The organism is Tabrizicola sp., assembly GCF_031377265.1.
Lineage (GTDB): Bacteria > Pseudomonadota > Alphaproteobacteria > Rhodobacterales > Rhodobacteraceae > JAUYQR01.
Genome location: NZ_JANMET010000140.1, coordinates 1 through 6,690, shown reverse-complemented (window position 1 = coordinate 6,690; position 6,690 = coordinate 1). Strand labels below are relative to the sequence as shown.

General features: G+C 61.4%; 2 protein-coding genes, 1 tRNA gene and 1 pseudogene. 3 read left to right on the top strand and 1 reads right to left on the bottom strand.

The genetic code is table 11. The features are described from left to right. Positions 1-2,117, bottom strand: a 2,117-nt coding sequence (locus tag RMO18_RS08015) for a UvrD-helicase domain-containing protein (protein ID WP_309665092.1), incomplete at its 3' end; no start/stop codon positions are given. A gap of 192 nt (positions 2,118-2,309) precedes the next feature. Here RMO18_RS08015 and RMO18_RS08010 point away from each other — a divergent pair. From RMO18_RS08010 to RMO18_RS08000, 3 genes and pseudogenes are all read left to right on the top strand, one after another. Continuing rightward, positions 2,310-5,771: a pyruvate carboxylase gene (locus tag RMO18_RS08010; protein WP_309665091.1), complete on the top strand. Its 3,462-nt coding sequence runs from the start codon at positions 2,310-2,312 to the stop codon at positions 5,769-5,771. 234 nt (positions 5,772-6,005) lie between these two features. Further along, positions 6,006-6,080, top strand: a tRNA-Gly gene (locus RMO18_RS08005). A 395-nt stretch (positions 6,081-6,475) separates the two neighbouring features. Next, a pseudogene (locus RMO18_RS08000) lies at positions 6,476-6,690 on the top strand (integrase); the annotation flags it as partial.

Genomic DNA, 6,690 nt, shown 5'->3' with positions numbered 1-6,690 from the left:
TCGTCCATGCTGCGCTGGCTGGGGAACAGACCGTCTTCCCAGCCGGGCAGAAAGACCACCGGGAACTCCAGCCCCTTGGCGGCGTGCAGGGTCATGATCGTGACCTTTTCCTCGGCACCCTCGGTGTCATTGTCCATGATCAGCGAGACGTGCTCCAGAAAGCCCTGCAGATTGTCGAACTGTTCCAGCGCCTTGACCAGTTCCTTGAGGTTGTCGAGCCGCCCCGGCGCCTCGGGCGTCTTGTCGTTCTGCCACATCTCGGTGTAGCCGGATTCGTCGAGGATGACCTCGGCGAGGCGAATGTGGTCATAGTCCCAGATGGGGCCATCAACAGAAGCCTGCCCAAAATCCTCAACGACGGCACTATCAAACCCCTCCGGTTCGAAGGCCGTGAAAGCTTCGTCGCTTCCCGGAACCACCCGACCACCGTCTGACACTTCCGCAATACCCGGTCGTGCCCGTAAACCGGTGACCTGGTTCCACCGGTCCACGCCGTCAAGGAACGTCCGGATTGTGTTGGCGGTCTTCCCTTTGAACTCGCCTCGGGCAACCATCAGGCGCGAGGCATCGAACAGGCTCAGGCCATTGGTGCGAGCCGTCCGTCGAATATCCTGCATCCCCTTCTCGCCCAAACCACGCTTCGGCAGGTTCACCACCCGCTCAAACGCCAGATCATCCTCGGGTGACACAGCCAGCCGGAAATAAGCCATCGCGTCGCGAATCTCGGCGCGTTCGTAAAAGCGCGGGCCCCCGATCACCCGGTACGGCAGGCCGATAGTCAGGAACCGGTCTTCGAACGCCCGCATCTGGTGGCTGGCGCGGACAAGGATAGCCTGGCCGTTCAGATCCACCGGATCGCGGCCCCGGGCGCCGCGCTGAACCGCCTCCACCTCTTCGCCGATCCAGCGGGCCTCTTCCTCGCCATCCCAATGGCCGATCAGGCGGACCTTCTCGCCCGCCGCGCCCGCCGTCCACAGGGTCTTGCCAAGCCGGTCCTTGTTGCCCGCGATCACGCCCGACGCGGCCGCAAGGATGTGGGCGGTGGATCGGTAGTTCTGTTCCAGCCGGATCACCTGCGCGCCTGGGAAATCCTTTTCAAACCGCAGGATGTTGCCCACCTCGGCTCCGCGCCAGCCATAGATCGACTGATCGTCATCGCCCACGCAGCAGATGTTCTTGTGCGCCTGCGCCAAAAGCCGCAGCCACAGGTACTGCGCGACGTTGGTGTCCTGATACTCGTCGACAAGGATATAGCGGAACCAGCGCTGGTATTGCTGCAGGACGTCCGGATGCTTCTGGAAGATGGTCACGCAATGCAGCAAGAGGTCGCCGAAATCGCAGGCGTTTAGTGTAATCAACCGCCTCTGATAGGCCTCGTAAAGCTCAGTTCCCCGGTTGTTGTAGGCGCTGGCTTCGGACGAGGGGACCTTGTCGGGAGTCAGGGCCCGGTTCTTCCAGCCGTCGATCAGGCTGGCCAACAGCCGCGCGGGCCAGCGCTTTTCGTCGATGTTCGCCGCAATGATTAACTGCTTAAGCAACCGTAGTTGGTCGTCGGTATCTAGGATAGTAAAGTTGGGTTTGAGGTGTGCTCGATTGGACCTGGATACTGAAGGTTCTAATTTTTCCGTAGCCGTTTCGTTTACACCAAGGTCAGACAGAATCTCATTTTCGTGGGGTTTGAGATCATATGAGACTACCGGCCCGTCGCCTGAGACTGCCTCCAATTCACCCGAACCAATCAGTTCCGCATGCCGCCGCAGGATCTTGACCGAGAGTGAGTGGAAGGTGCCCATCCAGGCGACAGACGGAATATTGAATGGCGTCCGTTCAAGCCTCTGCTTCATCTCCCGCGCGGCTTTATTCGTAAACGTCACCGCAAGAATTTCGTTGGGCCGGGCCCGGCCTGTCGTGATCAGATGCGCCACACGCGCCATCAACGCCTTGGTTTTGCCCGTGCCCGCACCCGCAAGCATCAGCACCGGGCCGTCCAGCGCCTCCACCGCCGCGCGTTGTGCGGGGTTCAGATCATCCAGATAGGGAGCGCCGCGCCCGGCCAGCGCGCGTTGCGACAGGGGCACTGCCGCTTCAAAAGCCTCGGTTTCGTCCCAGCCGGTCATATGACCACCCTACCCTGCGGCGCGCAGGAGTTAAAGAAGTGTTCCATGATTGTTCCTGAGCTTTTTTCTGTCAACCTTCGCTACGTCGTATTTCCGTGACAAAGCCGTCGCCTGCCCCCTTGCGCCGCACCGCAGCACCCTTAAGGTACGCGGGCCTTTTGATGACCACAGCCCCTGCCCCGGAGACCTCCGATGCCCGAGTTCAAGAAGATCCTCATCGCCAACCGGGGCGAGATTGCCATCCGCGTGATGCGGGCGGCCAACGAGATGGGCAAGAAGACCGTCGCGGTCTTTGCCGAAGAGGACAAGCTGAGCCTGCACCGCTTCAAGGCCGACGAGGCCTACCGGATCGGCGAGGGGCTTTCACCGGTGGGGGCCTATCTGAGCATCCCCGAGATCATCCGGGTGGCGCGCATGTCCGGCGCCGATGCGATCCATCCGGGCTATGGTCTGCTGTCGGAAAACCCCGATTTCGTCGATGCCTGCGATCAGGCGGGCATCACTTTCATCGGGCCGCGCGCGGAAACCATGCGTGCTTTGGGCGACAAGGCATCGGCCCGGCGCGTGGCGATGGCCGCAGGCGTTCCGGTGATCCCGGCGACCGAAGTCCTCGGCGAAGACATGGCGCTGATCAAGAAACAGGCCGCCGAAGTCGGCTATCCCCTGATGCTGAAGGCAAGCTGGGGTGGCGGCGGGCGCGGCATGCGCCCGATCAATTCCGAGGACGAGCTGGAGGCCAAGGTGCGCGAAGGCCGGCGCGAGGCGGAGGCTGCCTTTGGCAATGGCGAAGGGTATCTGGAAAAGATGATCCTGCGCGCTCGCCACGTCGAAGTGCAGATCCTTGGCGACAAGCATGGCAACATCTATCACCTGTGGGAACGCGACTGTTCCGTCCAGCGCCGCAACCAGAAGGTCGTAGAACGCGCCCCCGCCCCCTATCTGACCGAAGCGCAACGCGCCGAGGTGTGTGAGATGGGCCGCAAGATCTGCGCGTTCGTCGACTACGAATGCGCGGGAACCGTTGAATTCCTGATGGATATGGACGACGGCAAGTTCTACTTCATCGAAGTCAACCCGCGTGTGCAGGTGGAGCATACAGTGACCGAAGAGGTCACCGGCATCGACATCGTGCAGGCGCAGATCCTGATCGAGGAAGGCAAGACCCTTGCCGAAGCGACGGGTGTGGCGCGCCAAGAGGATGTGGTGCTGAACGGCCACGCTGTGCAGTGCAGGGTAACGACCGAAGACCCGCTGAACAACTTCATTCCCGATTACGGCCGACTGACGGCCTACCGCTCGGTAACCGGCAACGGCATCCGGCTGGATGGCGGCACGGCCTATGCGGGGTCGGTGATCACGCGGTACTACGACAGCCTGCTGGTCAAGGTCACTGCCCATGCCCAGACCCCGGAAAAGGCCATCGCACGGATGGACCGCGCCCTGCGCGAGTTTCGCATCCGCGGCGTGGCCACCAACATCGAGTTCGTGATCAACCTGTTGAAGAACCCGACGTTCCTCAACAACACCTACACCACCAAGTTCATCGACACGACGCCGGAACTGTTCCAGTTCAAGCGCCGCAAGGATCGCGCAACCAAGATCCTGACCTATATCGCCGACATCACGGTGAACGGTCACCCCGAGACATCAGGCCGCCCGAAACCCGCCGCCGAAGCGCGCGCGCCAAAGCCACCTTTGCCCCGCGCCGAACCCGCGATGGGCACCCGCAACTTGCTGGAACAAAAGGGCGCAAAAGCCGTGGCCGACTGGATGCTGGCGCAAAAGAAGGTGCTCATCACCGACACCACGATGCGCGATGGGCACCAAAGCCTGCTTGCCACGAGGATGCGGTCGATCGACATGATCCGCGTGGCACCGACTTATGCGGCGAACCTGCCTCAACTGCTCAGCGTCGAATGCTGGGGTGGGGCAACGTTCGACGTGGCCTACCGATTCTTGCAGGAATGCCCGTGGCAGCGGTTGCGCGACCTGCGCGCCGCGATGCCCAATGTGATGACGCAGATGCTGCTGCGCGCCTCGAACGGCGTTGGCTACACCAACTATCCCGACAACGTGGTGCAGTCTTTCGTGCAGCAGGCGGCGCGCACCGGGGTTGATGTGTTCCGCGTGTTTGACAGCCTGAACTGGGTGGAAAACATGCGCGTGGCGATGGACGCGGTGATCGAGACCGGCAAGGTCTGCGAGGCCGCGATCTGCTATACCGGTGACCTTCTGGACCCGGCGCGCCCGAAGTATGATCTGAAGTACTACGTCGCGATGGGAAAGGAACTGCGCGCCGCAGGTGCGCATGTGCTTGGCCTGAAGGACATGGCGGGCCTGTTGAAACCCGCAGCCGCACGGGTGCTGATCAAGGCGCTCAAGCAAGAGGTCGGCCTGCCGATCCACTTCCACACCCACGATACGTCGGGCGCCGGTGCCGCGACCATCCTTGCCGCCTGCGATGCCGGGGTGGATGCGGTGGATGCCGCGATGGATGCCTTCAGTGGCGGCACCTCGCAGCCCTGCCTTGGCTCCATCGTAGAGGCGCTGAAGAACACCGAGCGGGAAACTGGCCTCGATATGAAAGCCATCCGCGAGATTTCCAACTATTGGGAACAGGTGCGCGGCCAGTATGCGGCGTTCGAGAGCGGTATCCCCGCCCCCGCCTCCGAGGTCTATCTGCACGAGATGCCGGGCGGCCAGTTCACCAACCTCAAGGCACAGGCCCGGTCATTGGGGCTGGAAGAACGCTGGCATGAGGTGGCGCAGGCATACGCCGACGCCAACCAGATGTTCGGTGATATCGTCAAGGTCACGCCCTCCTCCAAGGTGGTGGGCGACATGGCGCTGATGATGGTGGCGCAGGGCCTGACCCGCGCGCAGGTCGAAGATCCAGAGGCGGACGTGGCCTTCCCGGACTCGGTTGTTGACATGCTGCGCGGCAATCTCGGCCAACCGCCGGGTGGCTGGCCGGAGGGCATCTTGAAAAAGGTGTTGAAAGGCGAGGCACCGCTAACCGACCGGCCGGGAAGGACGCTGCCCCCGGTCGACCTTGAAGCAATGCGGGCCAAGCTTGCCATCGATCTGCAACTGGACCGCGAAGAGGCCGAAGGCGAGACAGTGGATGACGAGGATCTGAACGGCTACCTGATGTATCCCAAGGTGTTCATGGATTACCGCGCGCGGCACCGGCTGTACGGGCCGGTGCGGGCGCTGCCGACCAAAGCGTTCTTTTACGGGATGGAACCGGGCGAAGAAATCACCACCGAAATCGACCCCGGTAAGACCCTCGAGATTCGTCTGCAAGCGGTGGGCGAAACCACTGACGAAGGCGAAGTTAAGGTTTTCTTCGAGTTGAACGGCCAGCCCCGCGTGATCCGCGTGCCGAACCGTGCGGTCAAAGCCAAGACTGCGGCCCGTCCAAAGGCGATGGAGGGCAACCCCGGCCACGTCGGCGCACCGATGCCCGGGTCCATCGCCAGTGTGGCGGTGGTCGCAGGCCAGAAAGTGCGGGCGGGAGATCTGCTGCTGACCATTGAGGCGATGAAGATGGAAACGGGCCTTCATGCCGACCGTTCTGCCACGGTGAAGGCGCTGCATGTGGTGCCCGGCGCACAAATCGATGCGAAGGATTTGCTTGTCGAACTGGAATAGCGCTGGCCTCGGGATCGTCACAGATTGGCCGTTGGGGCGGTCATGCAGGGCCGTTCAGCATCTTGACCGGGTGACGCGCTCGGCCAGAAAGCGGCTGATGCGAGCTGTGCACATCAGCCGTCTCGACTGATCAAAGGAATTTTTCTGCCCTTTGACAGATGAACGGGCGATCGACGCTTTTTTCTCTTGCAGCGGCGCGCTGGCTTTTATAGACGACGCTCACCGAAACGGAGTGCGGGCGTAGCTCAGGGGTAGAGCATAACCTTGCCAAGGTTAGGGTCGTGAGTTCGAATCTCATCGCCCGCTCCAGTTTGGTCAAACAATATCAAGACCTTAAGAAGCGCCCTCCGGGGCGCTTTTTGCTTACGTTGGTACTGCTGAAACTAGTGTAAGCGCCTTGTAAGCAGACGAACCCAAGACATCATGCGCCATCGGAACACCAACAACAGGTTTCCTGTTGGTCGAGAGCAACGAACCTTAGTGATTCTGGGCTTTTTGTGGCACAAGCTTGCGGCGAAAGGGGTGTTTGATCGCGGCCCTCAGCGACCACTCTTTTTGTTGGGTTCGGTCCATTGCGGGCATCTGAGCTCTAGCTGGCGCTGCGGCGCGGCTTCCCCGGACCGGTCATTCGACTTGATCCATGCTAATTTTGGTGATCAGCGCAATGTTGGTATCGGGTGGTCTTAGCGGATGGAGGAAGAGCCATGTCGACCATCCACCTTCCCGCCTTTAACACCAAAACCCCGCCCTGGAACAAACGCCGCATCATTGGTCAGAAGTGCCCGCTTCAGCCAAAACATGTCTGGGCGATCCGCGTGCGCCTCGAGATCGCGGATAACATCCGCGACCTCACCCGCTTTCACATGGCCATCGATTGCATGCTGCGAAGCCGCGATCTTGTTCGCCTCAAGGTGCGCGA

Excerpts from the sequence above, each read along its gene's own strand:
- RMO18_RS08010 (WP_309665091.1), top strand. The coding sequence starts at position 2,310 with ATGCCCGAGTTCAAGAAGATCCTCATCGCCAACCGGGGCGAGATTGCC.